Origin of the sequence: Carboxylicivirga mesophila (assembly GCF_018271975.1) — a bacterium.
Classification (GTDB): domain Bacteria; phylum Bacteroidota; class Bacteroidia; order Bacteroidales; family Marinilabiliaceae; genus Carboxylicivirga; species Carboxylicivirga mesophila.
In genome coordinates this window covers 1-23,479 of record NZ_JAGUCN010000027.1, presented here as the reverse complement: position 1 = coordinate 23,479, position 23,479 = coordinate 1, and the positions used below count along the sequence as shown (strand labels likewise).

The 23,479-nt window shown below is 44.3% G+C and carries 19 protein-coding genes; 8 read left to right on the top strand and 11 right to left on the bottom strand.

The window, feature by feature from the left end:
* Window positions 1-6 precede the first annotated feature (6 nt).
* The 4 genes from KEM09_RS18550 to cobA are packed head-to-tail and all read left to right on the top strand — an operon-like array spanning window position 7 to window position 4,215.
* On the top strand, window positions 7-1,725 hold the full coding sequence (locus KEM09_RS18550; protein WP_212230575.1) for an NADPH-dependent assimilatory sulfite reductase hemoprotein subunit: 1,719 nt from the start codon (window positions 7-9) through the stop codon (window positions 1,723-1,725).
* Window positions 1,726-1,731: 6 nt separating this feature from the next.
* Window positions 1,732-1,959, top strand: a complete 228-nt coding sequence (locus KEM09_RS18545; RefSeq protein WP_212188133.1) for a DUF2061 domain-containing protein — start codon at window positions 1,732-1,734, stop codon at window positions 1,957-1,959.
* Between the two features lie 11 nt (window positions 1,960-1,970).
* On the top strand, window positions 1,971-2,480 hold the full coding sequence (locus KEM09_RS18540; RefSeq protein ID WP_212230574.1) for a precorrin-2 dehydrogenase/sirohydrochlorin ferrochelatase family protein: 510 nt from the start codon (window positions 1,971-1,973) through the stop codon (window positions 2,478-2,480).
* Window positions 2,481-2,499: 19 nt separating this feature from the next.
* Window positions 2,500-4,215 carry a uroporphyrinogen-III C-methyltransferase gene (cobA, locus tag KEM09_RS18535; protein WP_212230573.1) on the top strand — a complete coding sequence of 572 codons (1,716 nt, stop codon included), beginning with the start codon at window positions 2,500-2,502 and terminating at the stop codon, window positions 4,213-4,215.
* An 87-nt stretch (window positions 4,216-4,302) separates the two neighbouring features.
* On the opposite strand, the gene KEM09_RS18530 is transcribed toward cobA, so the two are convergent.
* From KEM09_RS18530 to KEM09_RS18505, 6 genes are all read right to left on the bottom strand, one after another.
* Window positions 4,303-6,366, bottom strand: a complete 2,064-nt coding sequence (locus KEM09_RS18530; protein ID WP_212230572.1) for a peptidylprolyl isomerase — start codon at window positions 6,364-6,366, stop codon at window positions 4,303-4,305.
* A gap of 116 nt (window positions 6,367-6,482) precedes the next feature.
* Window positions 6,483-7,745 carry a hemolysin family protein gene (locus KEM09_RS18525; protein ID WP_212230571.1) on the bottom strand — a complete coding sequence of 421 codons (1,263 nt, stop codon included), beginning with the start codon at window positions 7,743-7,745 and terminating at the stop codon, window positions 6,483-6,485.
* Between the two features lie 53 nt (window positions 7,746-7,798).
* On the bottom strand, window positions 7,799-8,380 hold the full coding sequence (gene lptC, locus KEM09_RS18520) for an LPS export ABC transporter periplasmic protein LptC (protein ID WP_212230570.1): 582 nt from the start codon (window positions 8,378-8,380) through the stop codon (window positions 7,799-7,801).
* A gap of 4 nt (window positions 8,381-8,384) precedes the next feature.
* Window positions 8,385-9,740 carry a tetratricopeptide repeat protein gene (locus tag KEM09_RS18515; protein WP_244825104.1) on the bottom strand — a complete coding sequence of 452 codons (1,356 nt, stop codon included), beginning with the start codon at window positions 9,738-9,740 and terminating at the stop codon, window positions 8,385-8,387.
* A gap of 25 nt (window positions 9,741-9,765) precedes the next feature.
* Window positions 9,766-11,109, bottom strand: a complete 1,344-nt coding sequence (bamG, locus tag KEM09_RS18510) for a BamG family beta-barrel-assembly machinery protein (protein ID WP_212230568.1) — start codon at window positions 11,107-11,109, stop codon at window positions 9,766-9,768.
* Window positions 11,093-11,824, bottom strand: a complete 732-nt coding sequence (locus tag KEM09_RS18505; protein WP_212230566.1) for a type III pantothenate kinase — start codon at window positions 11,822-11,824, stop codon at window positions 11,093-11,095. Before KEM09_RS18505 ends, bamG begins: the two co-directional genes overlap by 17 nt.
* Before the next feature lie 99 nt (window positions 11,825-11,923).
* Here KEM09_RS18505 and KEM09_RS18500 point away from each other — a divergent pair, with 99 nt between their 5' ends.
* Window positions 11,924-12,958, top strand: coding sequence for a response regulator (locus KEM09_RS18500; RefSeq protein ID WP_212230564.1), 1,035 nt, complete (start codon window positions 11,924-11,926; stop codon window positions 12,956-12,958).
* Here the strand turns inward: KEM09_RS18500 and mfd are convergent, their stop codons facing one another.
* Entirely contained in the window at window positions 12,959-16,315 is a 3,357-nt protein-coding gene (gene mfd, locus KEM09_RS18495) for a transcription-repair coupling factor (protein ID WP_342344013.1), read from the bottom strand.
* Window positions 16,316-16,450: 135 nt separating this feature from the next.
* On the bottom strand, window positions 16,451-17,476 hold the full coding sequence (fbp, locus tag KEM09_RS18490; protein WP_212188122.1) for a class 1 fructose-bisphosphatase: 1,026 nt from the start codon (window positions 17,474-17,476) through the stop codon (window positions 16,451-16,453).
* A 162-nt stretch (window positions 17,477-17,638) separates the two neighbouring features.
* On the opposite strand from fbp, the gene KEM09_RS18485 reads away from it, so the two are divergent.
* On the top strand, window positions 17,639-18,898 hold the full coding sequence (locus tag KEM09_RS18485; protein WP_212230562.1) for an aspartate kinase: 1,260 nt from the start codon (window positions 17,639-17,641) through the stop codon (window positions 18,896-18,898).
* 129 nt (window positions 18,899-19,027) lie between these two features.
* Here KEM09_RS18485 and KEM09_RS18480 read toward each other — a convergent pair whose 3' ends face one another.
* From KEM09_RS18480 to KEM09_RS18470, 3 genes are all read right to left on the bottom strand, one after another.
* On the bottom strand, window positions 19,028-19,543 hold the full coding sequence (locus KEM09_RS18480; RefSeq protein WP_212230561.1) for a hypothetical protein: 516 nt from the start codon (window positions 19,541-19,543) through the stop codon (window positions 19,028-19,030).
* Between the two features lie 169 nt (window positions 19,544-19,712).
* Window positions 19,713-21,050: a dihydroorotase gene (locus tag KEM09_RS18475; RefSeq protein ID WP_212230560.1), complete on the bottom strand. Its 1,338-nt coding sequence runs from the start codon at window positions 21,048-21,050 to the stop codon at window positions 19,713-19,715.
* Window positions 21,051-21,215: 165 nt separating this feature from the next.
* The gene (locus tag KEM09_RS18470; RefSeq protein ID WP_212230559.1) at window positions 21,216-21,950 is read right to left on the bottom strand and encodes a polyprenol monophosphomannose synthase; all 735 of its coding nucleotides are present in this window, start codon (window positions 21,948-21,950) and stop codon (window positions 21,216-21,218) included.
* A gap of 462 nt (window positions 21,951-22,412) precedes the next feature.
* On the opposite strand from KEM09_RS18470, the gene KEM09_RS18465 reads away from it, so the two are divergent.
* The gene (locus KEM09_RS18465) at window positions 22,413-22,670 is read left to right on the top strand and encodes a hypothetical protein (protein ID WP_212230558.1); all 258 of its coding nucleotides are present in this window, start codon (window positions 22,413-22,415) and stop codon (window positions 22,668-22,670) included.
* A 252-nt stretch (window positions 22,671-22,922) separates the two neighbouring features.
* Window positions 22,923-23,198: a hypothetical protein gene (locus KEM09_RS18460; protein WP_212230557.1), complete on the top strand. Its 276-nt coding sequence runs from the start codon at window positions 22,923-22,925 to the stop codon at window positions 23,196-23,198.
* Window positions 23,199-23,479 lie beyond the last annotated feature (281 nt).

The following is a 23,479-nucleotide window of genomic DNA, read 5'->3' as shown; positions in this document are numbered from 1 at the left end:
AAACACATGACATTGAAGCAAAACAATCTGCCTCAGCCACAGGCCTGGAAGCCTTCTGAGGTGGAGACCATAAAAACCAATAGTAATTATTTGCGCGGAACACTTGAGCAAAGCCTCAACGATGCCATTACAGGTGCTATTGCTCCTGATGATACCCAACTGATTAAATTTCATGGGAGCTATCAGCAAACCGATCGGGATTTGGATGAGGAGCGAAAGAATCAGAAGTTAGAGCCGCTGTACAGTTTTATGATTCGCGCCAGAGTGCCGGCCGGTATTGCCACTGCAGCTCAATGGCTGGCAATGGATGAGCTGGCTGATAAATATGGCAATGGTACATTGAAACTAACAACACGTCAGGCTTTTCAGTTGCATGGAATTGTGAAAAAGAACCTGCGACAAACCATACAGGGAATTAATGATGCGCTGTTGGATAGCATAGCAGCCTGTGGTGATGTCAACCGCAATGTGATGAGTACTTCCAATGAAGGGTTGTCGCCTGTGGTAGGTGAGCTGGCCGGCTTCGCAAAAGCCATTAGTGAGCATTTGTTGCCTAAAACAACAGCCTACCACGAAATATGGTTGAACAAGCAACTGGTTACAGGCGGGCAACAGGATGAGGAGCCTATCTATGGCAAAACGTACCTGCCGCGAAAATTTAAGATTGCCATTGCGGTGCCGCCTTACAACGATACGGATGTATTTGCCAATGATATTGGGTTGATTGCAATTGTTAAAGACAATCAGTTGCTGGGCTACAATGTGGCAGTTGGGGGTGGTATGGGCAAAACCTATGGTATGCCCGAAACCTATCCTCGCCTGGCCGATGTGATTGGTTTTGTGCCAAAAGACAAAGCGCTTGCGGTAGTGGAGGAAATAGTGAAAGTGCAGCGCGATTTCGGGAACCGGGAGAATCGTAAGCTCGCCCGTCTTAAATATACGCTCGACCGGATTGGTTCAGAGGTCTTTGTGGAATTGTTGCAGGCCCGACTGGGATTCGAGTTGGAGGATTCTAAACCTTATGTGTTTGAGTCTAATGGTGACGTGTTTGGGTGGAAGAAAGCGGCTGATGGCAAATGGTTTTTAGGGTTGCACATTGAGCACGGACGTATTAAAGACACGGATGCTTTACAATTGAAGCAGGCTTTGAAAGAGGTGGCGCAGCTTGAAGTGTGTGACTTCCGCCTGACTGGTAATCAAGGTCTGGTGCTGGGGAACGTTATTACACGGAATAAGCTGAAAATACAGGAAATATTAGGGCGTTATGCCGCAGGTGATGCACAAGAACTATCCGGATTGCGAAAGCATGCCATTGCCTGTGTGGCTCTTAATACTTGTACTATGGCCTTCGCCGAAGCAGAACGCTACCTGCCTTCCCTGGTGACTAAGCTGGAGTCGTTGTTGGAAAAGTTTGGTTTGTCAAATGAAGATATTCTCATACGAATGACGGGCTGCCCCAACGGGTGCGGACGACCATTCCTTGGTGAGATAGGCCTGGTGGGACGTGCCATGGGTAAGTATAACCTTTACCTGGGAGCTGGTTTTGCTGGCGAACGTCTGAATACCTTGTATAAGGAGATGGTATCGGAAGCAGATATACTGCAATTACTGGAGCCTTTATTTGAAAGTTATGCTGGTGAGCGAGCAGTGAAGGAACGCTTTGGTGATTTTCTGGTTCGCACAGGTGTGATTGTAGCATCACAGCAAGTTCAAACCATCAAATAGGCGACCATGAAAGACAAACGATACCGAAGCATCATCAAAACCATATCGTGGCGGGTGACAGGTACCATCGACACCTTTCTGGTCTCGTGGCTGGTTACAGGACGCATTGGCTTGGCGGCCTCCATCAGCATGGTGGAGGTGTTTACCAAGCTCTTGCTCTATTACCTGCACGAACGACTCTGGAATCGCATAAAAATAGGGCAGGAAAAGATTGAACCAGACTACCAGATATAAAATAGGCACATATGAATTTTTTACCCATTAGTATCAATATCGAAGACGAGACCATCCTGATAATAGGTGGGGGTAAAGTGGCCATTCATAAAATTGAATCGCTTGAGCGCTTTACTCATCAGATTAAGATCATTGCCAAAGAGGTGGTGCCCGAAATTCGACAGCGCAGTTTTATAGAGGTTGTTGAAAAGGAATATGAACCGAGCGACCTGGATGGCCATCTTTTGGTGTATGCCGCCACTAATGACAGTGCTTTGAACAGCCGGATTCGTGAAGATGGCAAAGCCAGACGTTCCATTGTTAATGTGGTGGATAAGCCCGGGAATTGTGACTTTGTTTCGCCGGCCATTTATAAACAGGATAATATGACTGTAGCAGTGAGCTCTAATGGTGAGAATGTGTTTGCCGCCATTCACTGGCGCAACCAGATTCGTGATTTGGCGCAAAGCAATCAGATTGGCAGCTCGAAAACCAAGGAAATTTTTCGGCAGGAGTTTCATGCTGCCAGTCAAAAGTCTTAACCTTTAAAGAAATAATCAGATGCAAATACAGGTACAGATACTAGCACCCGTTTTCAATAGTATATATCACCAGCTAAATACGGTGTTGCCCAAGGGGACAGAGATCATGGTGAGTAGTCATCGGTATGAGAATCGACTGGATACGCAACAGTTGATGGCTATGCTGATGAAAGGAGTTGACTGTATCGTTGTGCCAACTGATAAGGTGCATTATCCCATTCATGACGAGGTAAGTGTTGTGGCTGTATTGGCTAATGAGACCGATATGCTCAATCCGCTTCTGTTACTTGGTCTGAATCAGGAGAAGGCACAATTATTTTCACAGCTGGAGAGCGACTTACGCATAGGATATGGGCGTGTAGCTATTGCTGGTTTTGGCCCCGGAAACCCGGAGTTGCTCACTATCAAAACGCAGCGTTTAATTGAGGAGGCTGATATTATTTTTCATGATGATTTGCTGGACGATGCTTACCTGAGTGCATACAAAGCGGAGAAAATATATGTGGGGAAGCGAAAGGGAAAGCACAGTGCGCACCAGGGAACCATTAATGCGCTCTTGTACAAGGCTGTGCTGGAAGGAAAAAAGGTGTTGCGTCTGAAGGGTGGTGATCCTTTAATTTTTGGAAGAGGAGGTGAGGAGTATCACTATCTAAGACAGCGTCTGGTGGATGTAGAAATTGTTCCCGGCATAACATCTGCTTTGGCTGCAGCTGCTGATGCGGTTGTACCGCTCACGTCGCGTGGGACCAGCACCTCAGTGGCTTTTACGCTTGGTCATGATGCCCTGTATAACCAGCTGCCTAAGGCCGATACACTGGTTTTTTATATGGGCGCCTCTCAGCAGAAGTCCTGGGCAAGGCGATTGGTCAAAGAAGGATGGCCTGGTAATACACCTGTTGTTTGTGTACGAAATGCTTCATTACCCGATAAGGAAATCCGGCGCTATACGCTTGACGAGTTATTGACCAGCAAAACAGTATTGCCTGCACCAGCATTATTGCTTGTTGGACAATCGGCTGGACAGAATGGTTATTTGCCGGCCAAAAAATGGTTGTACACAGGTCTGGATCTGAAGTATTTTAAGGAAGAAGGAAGTGTAGTGCACAATCCTTTGACAGAATTGCAGCCATTAACTCTGGATGAGAAATCCACTCGGATGCTTCAGAATATAAAGGCTTTTGACCGCATTGTGTTTGCATCGCCCTATGCTGTGCATCATTTTATACAAGCACTCTTCTCGCTCGGGTTAGATACCAGAGTCTTATACAGGAATGAGTTAACATCCATTGGAGTTTCAACGTCTGAGGCACTGATGCAGTATGGATTGAACGTAAAGCCTGCTTCTGGAGGAAACTCATGGCAAGGTATTCTAGAAGCCTTGAAAGAAGCTAAGGTCAGTAATGAGTCGGTATTATTGCCGTGCTCCGATAAGGGACTGGCTAAATTACCAAAGGGCATTGAGAGCATCGGGTGTCATCCATATGAGTTAAAGCTTTACAAAAGTGTTTTGCCCGATAAGGCGGTAAGGCATAATCTGGAAGATTTTTATGGGGTGGTATTTACTTCGCCCGCTTCAGTTCATCACTTTTTTCAGCTGTATGGTACTATTCCTGCAGAGCTGGTTTTGCGTGTCAGGGGTAATTATACTCAAAAAGTGGTCGAAGAGTACATCAGTCAGTTAGGTTTATCAAACCAGGTGTTGGTTTGTAAGGATGCTTCTGAGGTGGAAGTCTGAGTACTTAAAACCTGATTGAACTTTTACGAAGGAATAAAAAAAGCGGAGCTTTTAGGCTCCGCTTCCTCTTTGTGCTTTTATTATAGATTAAAAGAATTTACTTCTTTCGTCAGTAATCTCAGCTTTGCTACGGATTGCTTCAGTAGCTTGGTAATCTACTTTGAATCCAACGCTTTGTGATAATTGAGCTTTTTCATCTTCTACAGTCACAGTGTTGTTGGTAACGTTATTTACCTTAACAGCATAAACGCCATTGTTTCCGGCTACCGGAGTGCTTACTTCACCTACTTTTGAGCTTGTGGCAAGGGCAACCAATGCAGGCTCAACACCAGCTCCTGGTACCTGGAAAGCTCCAAAATCAATTTGGCTGGCAGTCATCACTTCACTGTCAATAGCAGATGCTAAAGCAGCAATGTCATTACCTTGTTTTTTGTTATTCAACTCAGTAATTAATACTTCAGCTTTCTTGTCGTTACGCAGGCGGCGCTCAATAGAGCTCTTAACAGCAGCTACTGATTGATAACCTTCTTCTTTAGCTCCTGTAACAAAAGCAATGATATATGAATCACCAAACTCGAAGATTGGAGACATTTCGTTCATGCCAGCTTCAAAAGCCCAACGTACCATTTCGCGCGAGTGTTGCATATTATTTACAGTGCGGTCATTAGCTTTTATGCTTCTGCCATAACGCTTCACTAGATTATCAGCTGTAATGGCTTCGTCAAACTTCTCAAAAGTGTTGTTCATTGAAGCAAATTTGGCTGCCTGAGCATACACCTGCTGGTTAGTTTTTGAACTGTAGGTAATATTACGCTCTAAGGTGGCAATGTTGTATTTAGTAACCGGCTTGCCTTTATCCTGAACGTTAATGATGTGAATACCGAATTGTGACTCTACTTTTACGATTGCCCCCTTTGGATTTTCAAAGCAAGCATCATTAAAAGGCTGAACCATGGTTCCTTCAGCAAACCAACCTAAGTCACCGCCGTTAATAGCTGAACCTTGATCCGCTGAATTGGCACGGGCAATCTCAGCAAAATTGGCTCCACCTTTAACCAAGGCAAATAAACTATCAGCCAATGCCGGATCATTCACTAAAATATGACGGGCTTTAACTGAATCAGGCATTTGCTTAATAGCTACAATGCGCGACAGTTTGTATGTTTCGTTTTCCAGGTATGGACCATAAACCTCATTTTCTGAAGCACCCTGCACAAATCCCTGAAGCGTTGAGCTTAATTGCTCAAACTTGAGGTTGCGAGGGATGTAGTTTGACTCCGAGTTCATGTTTACATACTGGATAGCGTCGGTCTGTGGGTTAGCGAATTCAACTTTTGAGTTCTCAATCCACTCTTTAGCCATTTGACGGTCTTCATCTGAAGGCACCACATCAAAAGAAATGTAAGCCACTTCTCTGGTTGCTTCTTGCTTGTAGTTTTCTTTGTGAGCGTTATAGTAGTTCTTTACATCGCTTTCTGATACTGTAACAGCTGAATCAGGAACTGCAGAGTAACGCTTTACTACAAAATCAAAGTCCACCTTATTTGCTTTAGCTTCAGCTTCAGCTTTTGCCTGAGCTGTTGTTACATACATACCCTTCTTGATTAATTCACGGTATTTAGCAAATAAACGCTCTTTCTTGATTTGTTTTTCAAGGAATAACCAGTAAAAGTTAGCGTTGGGATCTAAGTTCTTTTGCTGTAGGAAGTTAATTACCTGCGCTCTGTCAAAAACACCGGTTTGTGGGTTGGTAAACATTTGACGAATCTGAGGGTGAACATTCTTACCGGTTGCCATCTCAAAAATTTCGTCAGACGTTACTGCAATACCTAAGTCGTCATATTTTTCGTTCATGATAATATCCTGAACCATTTGGTTCCAGGCTTGCTCACGAATCTGGTATGATGTGTTTTCATCCAATGCTGATGAACGAGAGTTCAGCTTATAATAATCCTCAAGTTCAGTTACATAGTTTTGATATTCAGGATAAGATACAGATGTTCCATTAATTTCTGCAATCTGCATGTTACGTCTTCTAAAAATGGAATCTCCCGAACTCATTAAGTCTCCCAGGAGGAAGGCCAAAAGTCCAATCGCAATGACGATGATGAGTAATCCAGATTTATTTCTAATTCTCTCTAATGTTGCCATTCTGTTATTACTTAAAAAATTATGTAGATTTCAAAATCAGGTTACGAATATACAAAAAAATGAGACACACGAAGAGTTGCATTCATCTTTGCAACAATAAAGTTTTTGCTGCTTGTTTAATCTTGCTGATAACTGACTTTTACCAGTTCAATTTTGGCATTGCTGGCTTCTATAATTTCAAAAGTAAAGTGTTCGATGCTGATAATGTCCTCCACTTCAGGTATCGACTGATTATGGAAAAGTATCAGTCCGGCAATGGTTTCGTATTCCTCCGATTGAGGTAGCTGAAACGGGTATTTCTCATTGAGGTAGTCTATCTCCAGTCGGGCAGAAAACAGGTAGTCATTGTCGCCCACCTGTTCCTCGATGTGTTCCATTACATCGTGCTCATCGTTAATCTCCCCGAAAATCTCCTCCAAAATATCCTCCAGTGTTACAATGCCGGCTGTTCCACCAAACTCGTCCACCACCAGCGCAATACTTTTGTGTTCTTTGGTAAATAGTTCCAATGCCTGATTGGCCGTCATGGTTTCCGGTATGATGGAAATGGGGCTAACGATGTTGCGTAATTTCTTTGGGTGCTTAAACAGCGAGGAGACATGCACATAACCGATAATGTTGTCAATACTGTCTTTGTAAACCAGTATTTTTGATAAGCCTGTTTCCATAAACTGCTTACGCAGCGGCTCAATTTCTTCGTTTACTTCAATTACCTGAAGGTCGGTACGCGGTATAATACACTCTCTAATCTTTAGTTTGGTAAAGTCCAGTGCGTTTTTAAGCAGCTTAATTTCGTTGGCTCCCTGGTCGTCTTTATCACTTTTTTCGTGGTGCTCGGTGAGAAGATCATCCAGATCTACTTTTCCCAGCATCCATTGACCTTGCTCTGGACTGGTCCTGGCTTTTAGCACCTTCTTAATAATAAAGCGTGAAATGCCCATGGTGAGGCTGCTGATTGGGTAAAAAAGCGCATAAAATACCAGCAGTGGCACTGCAAAAACGTTTAAGATGAAGGTTGGGTGTATTCTGAATAGCGTTTTGGGTAGGAACTCTGCTGTTATCAGGATGATAAGGGTTGAAAAGGTGGTTTGAATCAGTAGCAGGGCAATATTTGATTCGATATACTGACTAATGATCGGTTCTATTAAATCGGCCATATACAAACCGTAAATTACCAGTGCAACGTTGTTACCTATCAGTATGGTTGATAAAAACATGCCGGGATTCCTTACAAATCGATCAATGATTCCGGCGGGTATCGGGTGTTTCTTTTTATTAAGCTCTAGTAGCAGCTTGTTGGAGCTGAAAAAAGCCATCTCACATCCTGAAAAGAAAGCGGATAATACAAGAGTGAGTGTGATGATGAGATATTCGTTCATTTAAGTCGCAGACTTCTTAGACAGGCAAGTTAGAAAAAAGCAATGATATAAGGTTATTCTTCCAGTTCCAAATCACCGGTCAGGTTCTTTATCCGCCAGTTATCCATATTCTGGTCAGCTTCCATACCAGTACCTGTATATACATTGGGCCCTTGTGTGATGGTCACAAATTTCTCCGAATAGATCTTTTTTGTTTTCATATCCCAGAAAAGCTGCTCAGTACTTAGTACCTCTCCTTTTTGGTTGATGGCTTCCACATCAATGTTTAGTTCCCAGAGCTCTTCTTTATCGTAGTAGATAGCGTTGCGACATTTTATCTGGGCATCAATTTCTCCGTTACTCTGGTACATAATGCAGTGCAAACCCTTGGGGAAGTCCCGGTAAGGTTCTTTTTTGCGATCGTATTGGAGCATCTCAGGGGTTATAAACCGAATCTTCACTTTACCTGAATCGGTAATTGTAGTTTCCAGCTCTTCTACTATTAGTGACGGAATATCTTCGCGGTTAGTGATGGCAGCAATCGCCTCCGGCTTGTTAGACTGGCAGGCTGATAGCAAAAAATAAACAGCAAGCAGTACTGCACTGCTTGCTGTTTGTATTGATTGAATTCTATTTTTTTTAAATAAAGGTATCAAAGCTTTACTTTTTAACTCTAACAGTTGTAGTTACGCCAATCCATCCTTCAATCTTATAGCTGTCACCAGCTTTCAGTCCCTGGAAGAATACTTCTTCGGTGTTAGGGAAATACTGTGAATACAAGGCGATGTTTTCGTTGGCTTCAGCCACTGCTTCAGCATCTACTGATTTGGCTTTTGCAAACTGATCAACGGCTGCCCAGTATACTGTTTTGTGTTCGAACTCGGTAGAACCGTAGCTGGCAGCGCTTGCAGCATAGGCTTTTCCAATTAAGATGTAAGGAGCACCCCAGTCTCCACGTAAGGCAATAGCCTTGTTGGCTTCTGAACGAGTCAAGCTGTATTTCTTCTGTGACATGTAGATTAAACCAAGTGTGTTGTGATACTTAGCTTTGCTATACGCATCTTCTTCTAAAGAAATTGCTTCGTTAAGGTAGCTAACTGCTTTATCCAAATCACCAGTTTTCATGTACATACGTGATAAACCGAATGCAGATGATGACGATGGTTCAATACGGTGCAGGTATTCTGATGACTGGTAGAATAACTCTGACTCACCACAATCACCTTTGGCTAATAATCGGTTAACACGCTTCAACCAGGCCAAATCATCTGTATGATCAGCCAGCTGAGGACCGAAAATTTCAGCTAAAGTTTCGCAGTTGGCAGCACCGCTCTGCGCAAAAATCTTTTCAACATTTACAATGGTTTCCTGAATTTTGTCAGCATACTTAGGCAATGCTGTTTTTTGAGTATTCAGTGTTTCAGTCACATTTGTGTAAATGTCAACCAGTTTCTCACCCGACAGCTCATTCAGCTTATACATAGCTGCACTGTTAATCATGTATGTCAGCAATGCAGGGTACTGTGTTTTAACACCTAACTCTTTGTATGAGCTTTCCAGTAAAGGCTGAGCTTCTTTGATGACGTCAGTGTTGTCGCGGTTGTGGCGTAGCATTGTAATGGCTTTTTTACCCATGATGTAAGCAGTTGGGTATTTTTTGTCATTACCAAAATATTTGGCACGCTGGTCGTATACTTTCATCAAAAGGTTGTAGTAGTCAGCTTTTTTAGCTGCATCCTTTTCTTTCATGTATAAGGCCTCAACTATTCTTTCACCGTGCGAATATAAGTTCTTATTCGAAGCAGGACACTCGTTAAAAGCGATCTCCCATTTAGGGAAAGCCTCGGCATAGTTTTTTTGTTTATAGTACTCGTAGTAAAGTGAAAGATTTTCCAAACATCTTAAACTATCTTCTCCATGGCCGAATTTCGACCCATCTTCTACTCCTTTTTGAGCAAATGCAGAACCTGTAAATAAGAGCCCTGCGATTAATAATGTAGCAATTTTCATTGGCATGGTATTCTGGTTTTTCGTATTAGTGTTAATCAAATTTCCGTTTCATGAACCAATATTCGTGTAACGTCAGGTTCATTGATAAGCGCATATAGTTTTCTTTAATTAAACTATTATCTGTTGTACCTCGTTGACCCCATTCGAATGCAAGGTTGAAAGACGTTTTACTTCTTTTTAATGGTAATCCCATTCCAAAAGTTATGCCAAAGTCTCTCAGGTGATCACCTCCTGCACTCTGTGGTGTAACCAAATACTCTTGTGTATAGGATGTACCGATGCGGTATTTAATTCTGCTAGGGTAGAAGCTGGCGCTCCGGTAGTTTGGTATAAATTCTACTCCAAATGCAAATTTTTGCTCATCGCCAACGGTGAAAGCATCAGGATCATTAGTTGATGTTGATAAAGTTGGGAATTGGGCATCGCTCCAGCGTGCTAACGAGTAATCCGCTGTAATAGTCATTAAATCGTCTATGTTGTATGCAACTCCCACACCTATCTTTTCTGGTAGCTCTAACGCATTACCACCAAATTTTGTTTCAGTAAAACGCAATGTATCAGCGTTAATGATGGTTGTTCCGTCACGATCGAAATTTGTTCCGGCGGTTACCAGTTTCTTCACTTTCCCTTTAATGCCTGTTTGCGGATGATAAACGGCTCCTATCACCATGTTATGTCTTTCCTTCAGGTTGAATTTGTACTGCGCACCAAAATCCATGTAAAAATCATTAATGGAAATTCGTTCCGAGGTAGCTAGCTTAAAAGCAAACGGATCATTGGGGAATTGCGCTATTGAGTAATGATCAACGCTTCCGAAAACGAAGGAGAAATGAGCTCCAAATGATAAATTTTTAATTGGGCTAAGGGCCAAGCCGGCGTATGCTTTCGTGGTATTTCCGCTGCCGATGTAGTCCGATTTTGTGTAATTTCCATCACTTACCAGAATGTCATCGGAAGCATTGTCATCAAAAAACTGATAGCCCGCCAAAGACTCAGGCTTCACACCTATCGACATAAATCCCCATTTTGATACCGGATAACCAATGGCAAAATAGGAAAAGTTGATGTCCGAAAAACGTGCAGATGAGTTTTCTGACATTATTTTTTGGTCAAAACCTGTTAATCCTCCTTCGAAAAAGAATGAAACGGAGTCCATACTGAAGTATGAAGCAGGGTTTATATTGTTCAAATTGTATGAGCTGGTCAGCGCTATTCCGGTGTGCCCCATTGCTGCATTACGACCGAATCCTCCTGATTGCAGGTCTCCCAGTCCGTAGCGCGAATATGGTGAATATGTTCTGTTTTGAGCAGTAGCTAAATGAGATGCAAAAGCTACGAGTAAGAAAGTTACAACAACCTTATATATATTGTGCATTGTATTCTAGTATTCTGTTAAGTCCAATAAGTACTAAATTAGGATGTACAAAGATGGGATTTTTTAATTTCCTTGCAAAAAATTCTGCATCACCACCTGTTATAATTGTTTTTAGGCTTTCATATTGTGGCGACAGCTCTTCAATCAAACCATCTATTTCAAACGTAAGACCATTCTGCACACCTGCTGTAATAGCTTCAGTGGTAGATGATCCAATGAGAGGTGTGTTGTCTTCTTTTGACAAAAGCGGCAGGCGACTGGTAAAGTGATTAAGTGCCTTAAAGCGCATGCTTAAGCCTGGTGATATATTTCCGCCCATGTAAATACCATCTCTGACCAGTTCATAAGTGATGGCGGTGCCTGCATCAATGACCAGCAGATCGTTGTTGGGATACAAACTGATGGCCCCGGCCACTGCAGCCAGTCTGTCCTTTCCGATTGTTTCTTTTGTGTTATACTGCCAATCAAATGGCAGGGGAGTATTGTATTCAAGGTCAATAACAGTTGGAGTAATGGCCGACAGGTTTGTTAGCAGTTCATCATGTCTTTCTTTAACGACCGATGATATGATGATGCGCTGGATATGAAATCTTTCATTCAGGTGCTTGATGTTTTTTTTATCAAGAAAATCAGATAAATCGGAGTGGATAAGCTGACACTGGTCAAAAATCCCATATTTCAACTGTGTATTTCCCCGGTCAATAACTAAATTCACGTTACAAAGTGTATTGGTAATCAGTATTTCGTTTTAATTTTTTAATCGGCTGCAAGATACAAAACAATGTGCAGCTTGTTTAGTAACTCAGATGCTTTTATGAGAAAAGTCCTTGTTGTAGAAGACGATAAGTTTATCTCGGCAATTTTCACCATGTTCCTGCGTGAGTTAGGTCATGAGTTAATTGGTAAATGTGCTGACGGAAAGGACGCTATTGAGTTGTGTCACCGCCTAAGGCCCGACGTGGTATTGATGGATATTCACCTGGAAGGGGAGATGGATGGGATTCAAACAGCTGAACAGTTGCGGCGCGAGTTGGATATACCTGTTATATATGTTTCGTCAGATACGAGCAGTCAGGTCATAAAACGGGCGATTGTTTCCAATTCCTATGGTTTTTTGGTGAAGCCTGTTAATCGCAAAGAGCTGGGTATCGCCATTGATTTGGCTTACTACAAGCACAAGGTCGATCAGGAGCAGCGCGAGCGCGAACGGGGCTATCGTCAGTTTATCAGCGAAGCATCCATGCCGCTAATGATATTGAGTGAGGGGCGTATTCAGTATCTTAATAACCTGGCGCTTGATCTGTTTAAAACCCATTACATGGAGGATGTATTGCTATCGCCCTATCTTAATTATGTGCACAAAGAAGATCAGGAGCAGGTAGAATCATTGCTTGATAACTTCAAGGCTCACGGGCATGGCTTCGACCAGATTAATATTGCCATGCAGGATGTGCACGGACAATCCTTTTTTGCTTTGATTTCGGGTTCTTCCATCATCTTTAATAAAAAGAAGTCGCTGCAGGTTACTTTGGTTGATAATTCCAAAGCTGTATATGCGCATAAACGGGTAGAGTTATTGCTCGATTACCTGAATAAGCTTGGGCAGCCCTATTTTATCACCGATGCCCGGCATAAAGTGAAAGGAGTGGCGCCTCACCACCTGTTTGATAATACGAAATTACTAGGACTGCGAATTAACCAGTTAGATGAGTGGTTTAGTTCAGCCGGGGATGGTGTTTTAACCTTTACCAATGGCGATAAACAGCAGGTGTTTATGGCAGAGGAGGTGCTTGATGCCACTGGTGAGGTATACGAACTGCTGTATGTGCCTAAAATAATGCCTCAATAGCTATTGCAGTATTTTTTCGTGCATATCACTTACTAAATCTTTTACTTCTTTGATGGATTGGATATCTCTGACCATGAGGTATAACTTGCTTTTGCCCTCTTTCATGGTGGCTTTCTTCGAGTTATGCTGAATCCACATTAAGGTATTGCTAAACAAGGCCGATTGGTAGAATGGTGAATCCTGGTTGGACACAAAGTACAGGTACAACAAATTATTCTTGAAGATGATTTTCTCAATGCCCAGCTGTTTGGCCATGCGGCGGATGCGAACCAGTTCAAACAAACGCTGGCCGGCTTCGGGAATAGGGCCAAAGCGATCAATCAGGTTGTTTTCAAAGGCAAGCACATCGGCCTCTTCCTCCATGTTATCCAGCTCTCTGTACAGGTGCATGCGTTCAGCTACGTTTTCAATGTAGCTTTCAGGTAGCCTGAGCTCTGTATCAGTTTCAATCAGACAGTCGGTAACAAAAACAGTTGGAGTAGCAGTGTTTTCTTCATCTTCGAAGGTCTCCTTGTACTCTGTTTCTCTCAGTTCCAGCAATGCCTCGTTAAGGATGCGCTGGTAGGTTTCGTAGCCTATGTCAGAGATGAAACCGCTCTGTTCGCCACCCAGCACATCGCCGGCACCCCGGATGTCCAAATCCTGCATGGCAATGTTAAAGCCACTGCCCAGGTCTGAGAATTCTTCAACAATCTTCAGACGACGACGAGCCTCCTGTGTTAATGTCGACAGCGGGGGCGCCATCAGGTAGCAAAAGGCCTTTTTGTTGGAGCGACCCACCCGACCTCGCAGCTGGTGCAATTCACTTAGGCCGAAGTTGTGTGCATTGTTGATGATGATGGTGTTGGCGTTGGGTATATCAAGGCCCGATTCAATGATGGTGGTGGCAATTAATACATCGTATTCCCCTTCAATAAAGTCGAGCATAATCCTTTCGAGCTTAGGCCCTTCCATTTGTCCGTGTGCTACTACGGTCTTAATCTCAGGTAAGATGCGGTTAACCATCGCTTCAACTTCCTGGATGTTTTGCACCCGGTTATTGATGAAGAAGACCTGGCCGCCTCGCTCGACCTCATAAAGAATGGCTTCTTTGATGATCTCTTCATTCATCACATGCAGTTCGGTGATGATGGGATGACGGTTGGGTGGTGCCGTGTTGAGGATGGACAAATCACGGGCTCCCATCAATGAGAACTGCAAGGTTCGCGGAATAGGAGTGGCCGTTAAAGTCAGTGTATCCACATTCACCTTCAGTTGTTTCAGCTTTTCTTTAATGGCAACACCAAAACGCTGTTCCTCATCGATGATAAGAAGGCCAAGATCTTTAAACTCCACATCCTTTCCGGTTAGACGATGGGTGCCTATCAAAATATCGACTTGCCCTTCTTTCAGTTTCTTGAGGGCAGCCTTGGTGTCTTTGGGTTTGCGCAGTCGACTGACGTATTCAATATTAGCCGGAAAATCTTTAAGACGTTCCTTAAACGTTTGATAGTGCTGCAGTGCCAGTATGGTGGTAGGTACCAGTACGGCCACCTGCTTGTTATCCGCTATTGCTTTGAAAGCGGCACGTATGGCAATTTCGGTTTTGCCAAAGCCCACATCACCACATACCAGGCGATCCATGGGTGTTGTTTTCTCCATGTCGTCTTTAACGGCTACCGTTGCTTTGGTTTGGTCGGGTGTGTCTTCAAAAAAGAAGGAGGCTTCCAGCTCGGTCTGCAGGTAGGTGTCGGGTGAGTATCGGAAGCCAGGCTCTGCTTTTCGCTTGGCATACAAGGCGATTAGCTCGCGGGCAATGTCCTTTACCTTGCTTTTGGTTTTCTCTTTTAGCTTTTGCCAGGCGGCTGTACCCAGCTTATTGATTTTTGGAGGCGTACCATCTTTACCTTTGAATTTACTGATGCGGTGCAGCGAATGGAGGTTAACCAGCAGTACATCGTTATCGCGGTATACCAGGCGGATGGCTTCCTGCGGTTGTCCATTGATGTTTTGTGTTACCAGGCCACCAAAGCGTCCTACACCATGATCGATATGCACCACAAAGTCGCCGGGATTAAGTCGGTTAAGTTCTTTTAGCGAGATGGCTTGCTGGGCTGCCTTGGCTTTCTCGGTGCGTAACGAGAACTTATGGTAACGCTCAAAAATCTGGTGGTCGGTATAGAAGCATAGCGAGGCATCATGGTCTATAAAACCCTCGTGCAGGCTGTGGTTTATTTCGTCGTACTTAAGTTTTATGCCCCGATCGTGAAAGATGGCTTTGAGGCGTTCAAACTGTTTCGGATTATCTGATAAGATGTAGCAATCGTATTGTTCGCTTTGCTTCTCTTTCAGGTTTTGTTCGAGCAGCTCAAAGTTCTTGTGGAATACTGGTTGTGGCGATGTATTAAACTCAATGGTTGTTGCATCATCCAATAATGAAGGTTTACTCATTGCCACAATCGGGTAGCTTTGACAGCCTTTGAAAAACTCCCGGAAAAGACAAATGTCTTCAGGTGCCAGGAAGTGGTAGATTTTGTCATCATCCTCATCCACCTCGTAGGTTTGCTCAGCAATTTTATCAGCTATCAGGCTCATGCGCTGCTCAATAAAATCAAAATCATCTACCCAAAGCTTGCAGTTATCGGGCAGGTATTCGGATAGGGCAGTGAGCGATTTGTTGTTTTGATTTTCGGTGAGGTTAGGCACAATGGTCACCTGCTCCAGCTTTTCTTTTGATAGCTGATTCTCCAGGTTGAACTTACGTATGCTGTCAACTTCATCACCAAAAAAATCGATGCGATAGGGATCTTCATCCGAAAATGAATAGACATCAATAATGCTGCCGCGTACCGAATACTGTCCGGGTTCAAACACAAAATCAACCCGTTGAAAATGGTACTCGTTAAGTACATCGGTGATGAAGGAGATATTCAGCTGATCGCCTTTGTTAATGATGAGTCGGTTCTCATCGAGCAGCTCGGCCGAGAGCACCTTTTCTACCAAAGCTTCGGGGTAGGTGAAGACGAACAGCTCTTTGCGGCCACTTTGCAACTGGCTCAATGCTTCGGTGCGGAGCAGTACATTCTGGCTGTCTTTTTGCCCATATTCGGGTGAACGTTTATAGGAAGAAGGCAGGAAGGAAACAAGTTGAGAGCCGCAGAGTTGTGCAATGTCGTTATATAGATAGGCGGCCTCTTCGCGGTCGTTGAGAATCACCAGGTGTGGCCCTTCTGCAGCAGCTGAAACCAGCATCACCGCTTTTAAACTTCCGCTCAGTCCTTTCAGGCAGCTACGGCTTTGTTTGCTGTTAAGTGCTGCTTTTAATGTGTGTACCCGTTCGCTTTGCTGGTATAACTCAAGTATCTGACTAACTTCCACGATCTACTGTTTTGCTGCAAAAGTAGTTGAAAATATCAGGAGAGAAAAACTAAGTATTGTACAATAAAAAACAGGTTTCCCCGGCAGTGATGCTCAGGAAAACCTGCTTCTCTAACAAATAAACGCGTATTTTTATCAGCTGTCTTTGCCGTATTTCTTAAGGTAGTTCTCCACTTTTTCCACCATGTTTTTTGAACCGGTATAAAAAGGTGTGCGCTGATGAAGCGATGATGGTTTTAGTTCCATAATGCGCTGTTCGCCATTGGTAGCCATGCCGCCCGCCTGCTCGGCCAGGAAGGCGATGGGGTTGCACTCGTACAAGAGGCGCAGCTTACCGGTGGGTGCGTTTTCAAACTCAGGGTAAATAAAAATACCACCTTTTAGCAGGTTACGATGGAAGTCAGATACCAGCGAACCAATATAGCGCGATGAATAGGGGCGGTGACTTTTGGAGTCGCGCTCCTGACAGAATTTGATGTATTTCTTTACCCCTTTCGGGAACTTCTTGTAGTTGCCTTCATTGATGGAATAGATGGTGCCATCTTCAGGTGTTTTAATGAGCTGGTGCGACAAACAGAATTCGCCAATTGAGGGGTCGAGGGTGAAACCATTTACGCCATTACCGGTGGTGTATACCAGCATGGTTGAGCTGCCATATAGTATATAACCGGCTGCTACCTGTTCGGTGCCTCTTTGAAGAAAATCTTCCATGGTAGCTTTGGAGCCTTCCGGAGTGATGCGCTTGTAGATGGAGAAGATGGTACCTATTGATACGTTCACATCAATGTTGGACGAGCCATCCAATGGGTCCATCATGAACACATACTTGGCATTTTTAGCTATCTCATCATCAAAAAACACAAAGCTTTCGTTCTCCTCCGATGCAATGGCGCATATCTCACCACAGCTGTGCATGGCATCAATGAAATACTCATTGGCAATGATGTCCAGCTTTTTCTGGTCTTCTCCCTGCACATTGGTGTTACCTGCTTCGCCAAGTATATCTACCAGGCCGGCCTTATTCACTTCGCGGTTAACAATTCGTGCGGCAGTGCCAACGTGATGCAGCATATGTGAGAAGCCTCCGTCGGCCTTGTAATCAAGCTCCATCTGGCTTTTGAGGATGAATTCGTTAAGTGTGGTTACTTCAAATTTTGTCATGTAAATTGGAATTAGATATTAGTTTGAAAGATACGCTAATGCTTGATAATTAACAATGACAGCCCTCGGTTGTTGTGCATTGAAAGGAAATAGTTATAAATTGAAAGTAATTATTTGTGGCGAGTGCTTTTGCGAAACCATGTGAAGATGTAATTTTATAGCATGAGAGTATTTAAGTTTGGAGGTGCATCGGTAAAGGATGCAGCAGGTGTTAAAAACCTGGCTCAGATAATCAAGCGGTATGCCGACCAGCTGGTGGTGGTGGTGTCGGCCATGGGAAAAACAACCAATGCGATGGAGACCATTGTGGAGGCCTACATGAATAACCAGGCTGTTGAGTTGGCTAAGCGACTCAATGAGGTGAAGGTGTATCATCTGCAGATTGTTGAAGAGCTGTTTGGGCAGGATAATGCCTGCCTGCAGGAGTTGTTTAACCAACTGGAGCAGAAGCTGGAGTCTGAACCCTCGTTGAATTACGACTTCGAATACGATCAGATTGTGCCTTTTGGCGAATTGATGAGCACCACCATTATCAGTACCTATCTCAATGAAACGGGCATGACTAATAAGTGGCTGGATATTCGCAAGTACATACGTACGGATGATTGCTACCGCAGTGCTAATATTGACTGGCCGTTAACACAGGAACTCTTATCGCGAAAAATAAAAGCCACAGACGCCCCGCTGGTGATTACACAGGGATTTATTGGTTCAACTGAAACCAACCTGACAACAACCCTGGGGCGTGAGGGCTCTGATTTTACCGGTGCCATTATTGCCCATGTGCTGGATGCCGAGAGCCTGGCTATATGGAAAGATGTGCCGGGTGTGCTGAATGCTGACCCAAGGTGGTATCCGCGTGCTGTTAAAATTGATGAACTCTCGTATTGGGAAGCCATTGAGTTAACCTATTATGGTGCGCAGGTGATTCATCCAAAAACACTGAAGCCACTACAGAATAAGCAGATACCACTATTGGTGAATTCTTTTATTGAGCCTGAAAAGCGCGGTACAGTTATTCAGAGTAGTGAACAAAGCGGTGAGCTGCAGCCAATATTTGTGCTGAAACCGAACCAGGTGTTAATATCTATGTCGCCAAAGGACTTCTCGTTTATTATTGAAGAGAGCCTGAGCGATATCTTTCATATTTTCTCGGAGCACCGGATAAAGCTGAATATGATGCAAACCTCGGCGCTTAACTTTTCGGTGTGTGTAGATGATTCGAAACGACTGAAAGCAGCTATTGATGAATTGCAGATACAGTTTGATGTGCGTTACAACGAAGATATGGAGCTGGTAACCATCCGTCATTATACCGATGCGGCTATTGAAGAAATTATAGCCAGCAAAGAGGTGGTTGATTCGCAGGTGAGCCGTAAAACGGCCCGCTATGTGTTAAAGGCTTCGGAGTGGCAGTTTTAAAATATTATTATCTCCCGCAGATGACGCTGATTGTCGCAGGTTTTAATTTGTTGGAATAGATAAGGTCAATAAATCTTCCCCATGGGAAAGTGCCGAAGTTGATGGGGGAATGGGTTTATATCTATTTATCTACTCCTTTAGCTTAATGTAAAAAGCAGCTTTGTAGCCACGTAGCTCTCCGTCTTCAGAAAGGTATTCGTAGGCCAGCAATATGGCTTGTACCTTTTTGGTCATGATAAGCTGTTGCTCATCGAAATGCCAGGTTTCCCAGAACTGTAGCTTAGCCACTTTATCCCGGCTGAAATCGGGCTGCTTTTCAATGTCTTTCACCTCACTTATCGATAATTCTTCGTGGGTGTTGTAGCTGTAGGCTTTGGCCTTGTGCTTATACACAGCGTCAAATATCTGCTCTACAAACTTCTCCCGTTCGAGGCGGCTCAGGCACTGCTCAGTCCAGGTGTCGTAAGGATCATTGTTCTTAATCAGTACCGGGTAGATGATGGTATCGGCCAGGCATATGCCGGGAGCTTCATCTGATGAACCAGAACCTGATGCTGCTGAAGGACTCTGCTTACAAGCCTGTAGTATTGTAAAAAAGCACATAGCCGCTACGACTATGTGCTTTATGTATTGTTGCTTTTTCATTAATTGCTTTAATGCTAACTTTCAACATTCAACCCTATTCAGGGTTGTTTATTATTGTGTGTTGTACCCCGCGCTGCGCACGGGGTTATTATTGTTAATGTCCTTCAGACATTGTTTCAATCGTAGAGAGTTACTCATTATAACCACGAGTTAATCATGGAAAACAGACTCAGCGATCGAATGACAGGCGTTCGCCTCTGATGGACTCATTCACTTTGTCGTTGGTGTAGGCCAGTTGACCATTCACCAGGGTGTGCATCACTTTGTGCGAGAAGGTAGTGCCTTCAAACGGCGACCAGCCGCACTTGTAAAGTATGTTTTCGGGCTTCACTTCCCAGCTGCTGTTGGGGTCCACCAGTACCAGGTCGGCCTTGTAGCCTTCGCGTATGAAACCACGCTTATCTATCTGGAACAATATAGCCGGGTTGTGACTCATCTTTTGCGTTACCAGCTCGTAGGAGAAGATGCCTTGTTTCACCATTTCCAGCATCGATACCAGGGCGTGTTGTACCAGTGGGCCACCCGATGGGGCACTGAAGTACTTGTTGTTTTTTTCTTCGATGGTATGCGGTGCGTGGTCGGTAGCTACCACATCCAGAATATCGTTTAGCAGACCTTTGCGCAGCGCGTTGCGGTCACTTTCCGCTTTAACGGCCGGGTTCCATTTAATGCGCGATCCATACTTATCGTAGTCGGCATCGGTAAACCACAGGTGGTGCACACACACCTCACCGGTTACTTTCTTTTCGCTTAGTGGCATTCCCTGATCCAACAGCTCCAGCTCTTCGGCTGAGCTCAGGTGCAGGATGTGGAGACGGGCACCGTGCTTACGCGCCAGATCCGAGGCTTTCTTTGAAGATTTATAACAGGCTTCCGCCGAACGAATAACCGGGTGGTATTTGAACGGCATATCTTCGCCAAACTTGTTTTTATAAATGGTGGTATTCTCCTGGATAGTATCCTCGTCTTCGCAGTGCGTGGCAATAAGGGTGGGGCACTCGGCAAAAATGCGGCTTAGTATGGCTTCGTTATCCACCAGCATGTTACCGGTTGATGAACCCATAAACACTTTTACACCACATACGGTTTGCGGATTGGTTTTGAGTATCTCATCAATATTGTCGTTGGTGGCACCCAGAAAAAACGAGTAGTTGGCAGCTGAGCTGGCGGCTGCTATCTTGTATTTTTCTTCCAGCACCTCATGTGTGGTCGCCTGTGGCTTGGTGTTGGGCATCTCCATAAACGAGGTGATACCACCTGCCACAGCAGCTCTCGATTCACTTTTGATATTGGCCTTATGGGTCAATCCGGGTTCGCGAAAGTGTACCTGGTCATCAATGGCACCCGGCAGCAACAGCAGTCCAGTGGCATCCATCTGCTTATCGGCAGCAGGCAGTTCGTCATTGGTGATGATTTGTTTAATCACGTCGTTCTCGATTAAAACACTTCCGTTGAATTTCTTGCCCTCGTTAACGATGGTGGCATTTTTTATTAATAGCGTCGACATATTTATAAGTTGATGAGTTTACAGTTTAAATGGTTGATGTGCTAATTGTCAAACACACCTAAGCGGATTTGGTTGGCTGATTTGTAAAGTTCTTAAGAATTCTTTCCAAAATCCAATGTTAGAACCTATGTGTACAGATGGATGGTTAGTTCCGGCTGCTTTATATTATCGTTTGTAGGATTTAAACCAGCTGGCTATCTTCATTTTGATAACGCCCCACACGGCTTCATTAAATATACCGCCACTCATTTTGGATGTGCCCTGTGTGCGATCGGTAAATACGATAGGTACCTCCACAATGTTAAAACCAAATTTCCAGGTGGTAAACTTCATTTCAATCTGAAAGGAGTAGCCTTTGAGCTTAATGTTATCCAGGTCGATAGTTTCTAATACCTTTCGGGTATAACACTTGAAACCGGCCGTGGTATCCATTATTTTCATGCCGGTGATAAAGCGCACATACACCGATGCAAAATAAGACATGAGTACACGTCCCATGGGCCAGTTCACCACATTAACACCTGAGATGTAGCGCGAGCCAATGGCCAGGTCGGCGCCATTCAGGCAGGCATCGTGCAGACTAATCAGGTCCTTTGGCGGATGGGAGAAGTCGGCATCCATCTCAAAAATATAGTCATAACCTTGCTCCACGGCCCACTTAAAACCGGTGATGTAGGCAGTACCCAGACCCAGTTTTCCAGCCCGCTCCAGTATGTGCAGCTGGCCCTCGTGCTGTTGCATCAGTTGCTTCACGATGCCGGCTGTGCCATCGGGCGAATTATCGTCGATAATCAGCACCTCGAAACGGCGAGGCAGGCTGAAGACAGCGGCAATAATCGCTTCAATATTTTCTTTCTCGTTGTAGGTGGGTATGATAACCAGGTTTCTTGTATTCTCCATATGGCTTGCTCAAGCGTGCGTGGGTGACCCCATGTTTATTTTGAAGGCTAAAGGTAATAAGAATATTGATTGGACGGGTATTATTGGTGAGTAGTCAGTGGTCAGTGGTGAGTGGTCAGTGGTGAGTGGTCAGTGGAGAGTAGTCAGTAGTGAGGCAGAAGGCAGAAGAATTGAGTCCGAAGCCCGAAAGTCCGCAGTCCGTAAAAGGAGCGCCGCTTTGATTGCGAGAATTCAAGTAAGGTGCGAGCCGGAGATTAAAAGTCCGAAAGCCTGTAGCTAGTGCCCGGTGCATAGTGCGCAGTGCTCAAAAAAAAGGATCGCATATTTGATTGCATCGATACAAATAAGATGCGAGTCCGAGCATCAACTCCTAAATCCTCAACCCTACGCTCCTATAATTTGCAATCCTTTTTAAGTGACTATTTCAATCTGAGTATTAAAATTTAAATCAAACACAGGGTAATGAATTCAAACAATGGCAGGGGGCATCAATGGCCCGGGAGGGTACTTCAGAAGTACCCCCTTTATGTGTTAAACAGCAGGCAGGTGCAGCTAAATATCAATAGGGTGCTTGCATATACCATTAATGGGCAGAATACTACCAATGATATGTACTCGCATATGATAAGTGGGCTGTTTGGTACAATTGGCGGGCAATTTTTAGTGATGTGCATGCAGTACTGGTGCTATAGGGTACAGCAAAGGCTAAGTCTTCAATAACAGTAGGTGAGTGAAAAGCCGTGCATGTACCCCAGTGCGTAAAATGGGCACGTGCATGCTAGTATAATACTCATTACTCATCCAAAAGCGGTGGTTAATCTGGGAATTATGCTCATTGATAATACTAATGGGCCCATGGTTGGGTTGTGAGTTGAGGCCGTTGTAAGTACGCCTGCGCTCCTGTATTAGAAAAGTAGTAGTATGCCTAAATAAAGACCACATGTGTTGCATCAGGCCAATTTTTTTAACAAAGTGCAGGCATTAATTAATCATTTGTCTCAGGGCTTTGCACTGAGCAGTGTGGAGATGAGTGGTGTGCTATCGGCAGCCAATGGTTATCTGTATCGCGACGACGAAGGTAAGCTGATTCGCGACAAAGCCTACACCCTGCTTAAAGAAGTGGTGGACGAGGTACGCGATTACGGTAAATTTGCCTTCCGCAACGCTCCCGAGCATGCTAAAGGCTATTCGAGTAAGTACGAGCGCGACAGAGCCAAAGCGTATCGCCGATCGTTAAAGGAAGAATAGGTGTAAGAGCGTATTGACACTAAATCATTGGGGTGCTTCGGCATCCCTTTTTTGTAGCTTATCTCGTGACCGGACGTTCTACTTTGGCGACCGGAAAGGGTATAGTACCAACCGGACATAGTAGTTGTGCGACCGGAAGCCCTACTTGCACGACCGGAAGGGGTATTTCACCGACCGGAGACAGTTCTTATGCGACCGGAAGCTCTACTTGCACGACCGGAAGGGGTATATCACCGACCGGAGACAGTACTTATGCGACCGGAAGCTCTACTTGCACGACC